A 1,731-nucleotide genomic window follows, 5' to 3' on the forward strand; every position below is an offset into this window, starting at 1 on the left:
ATATGGTAGGAGAGCGTTCTGTAAGCCTGCGAAGGTGTCTTGTAAAGGATGCTGGAGGTATCAGAAGTGCGAATGCTGACATGAGTAGCGATAATGGGGGTGAAAAGCCCCCACGCCGTAAGCCCAAGGTTTCCTGTTCAACGTTCATCGGAGCAGGGTGAGTCGGCCCCTAAGGCGAGGCAGAGATGCGTAGCTGATGGGAAGCAGGTTAATATTCCTGCACCGTCGTATGATGCGATGGGGGGACGGATCGCGGAAGGTTGTCTGACTGTTGGAATAGTCAGTTTCTGGTTCATAGAAGGCGCTTAGGCAAATCCGGGCGCGGAATTCAAGGGATCGGGACGAGGCATTTAGGTGCTGAAGCAATCGGAAGTGGTTCCAAGAAAAGCCTCTAAGCTTCAGTCATACGAGACCGTACCGCAAACCGACACAGGTGGGCGAGATGAGTATTCTAAGGCGCTTGAGAGAACTCGGGAGAAGGAACTCGGCAAATTGGTACCGTAACTTCGGGAAAAGGTACGCCCTTGTAGCTTGGCTGATTTACTTCAGTAGGGCGAACGGGTTGCAATAAACTGGTGGCTGCGACTGTTTAATAAAAACACAGCACTCTGCAAACACGAAAGTGGACGTATAGGGTGTGACGCCTGCCCGGTGCTGGAAGATTAAATGATGGGGTGCAAGCTCTTGATTGAAGTCCCAGTAAACGGCGGCCGTAACTATAACGGTCCTAAGGTAGCGAAATTCCTTGTCGGGTAAGTTCCGACCTGCACGAATGGCGTAACGATGGCCACACTGTCTCCTCCCGAGACTCAGCGAAGTTGAAGTGTTTGTGATGATGCAATCTACCCGCGGCTAGACGGAAAGACCCCATGAACCTTTACTGTAGCTTTGCATTGGACTTTGAATCAATCTGTGTAGGATAGGTGGGAGGCTTTGAAGCGGGGACGCCAGTTCTCGTGGAGCCATCCTTGAAATACCACCCTGGTTCATTTGAGGTTCTAACCTTGGCCCGTTATCCGGGTCGGGGACAGTGCATGGTAGGCAGTTTGACTGGGGCGGTCTCCTCCTAAAGTGTAACGGAGGAGTTCGAAGGTACGCTAGGTACGGTCGGACATCGTGCTAATAGTGCAATGGCATAAGCGTGCTTAACTGCGAGACTGACAAGTCGAGCAGGTACGAAAGTAGGACATAGTGATCCGGTGGTTCTGTATGGAAGGGCCATCGCTCAACGGATAAAAGGTACTCTGGGGATAACAGGCTGATTCCTCCCAAGAGTTCATATCGACGGGGGAGTTTGGCACCTCGATGTCGGCTCATCACATCCTGGGGCTGTAGCCGGTCCCAAGGGTATGGCTGTTCGCCATTTAAAGTGGTACGTGAGCTGGGTTTAAAACGTCGTGAGACAGTTTGGTCCCTATCTGCCGTGGGCGTTGGAAATTTGAAGGGGGCTGCTCCTAGTACGAGAGGACCGGAGTGGACAGACCTCTGGTGTACCGGTTGTCACGCCAGTGGCATTGCCGGGTAGCTAAGTCTGGAAGAGATAACCGCTGAAAGCATCTAAGCGGGAAACTTGCCTTAAGATGAGATTTCCCAGAGCCTTGAGCTCTTTGAAGGGTCGTTCGAGACCAGGACGTTGATAGGTCAGGTGTGGAAGTGCAGTAATGCATTAAGCTAACTGATACTAATTGCCCGTACGGCTTGTCCCTATAACCTTAGCAGGTTATGGTGAAT

1 rRNA gene is annotated in these 1,731 nt (G+C 51.8%); it reads left to right on the forward strand.

The annotated features are described in order from the left end of the window. A 23S ribosomal RNA gene (locus GEV01_RS30540) occupies positions 1-1,706 on the forward strand; the annotation flags it as partial. Positions 1,707-1,731: the final 25 nt, after the last annotated feature.

The organism is Rugamonas rivuli, assembly GCF_009380165.1.
Lineage (GTDB): Bacteria > Pseudomonadota > Gammaproteobacteria > Burkholderiales > Burkholderiaceae_D > Rugamonas > Rugamonas rivuli.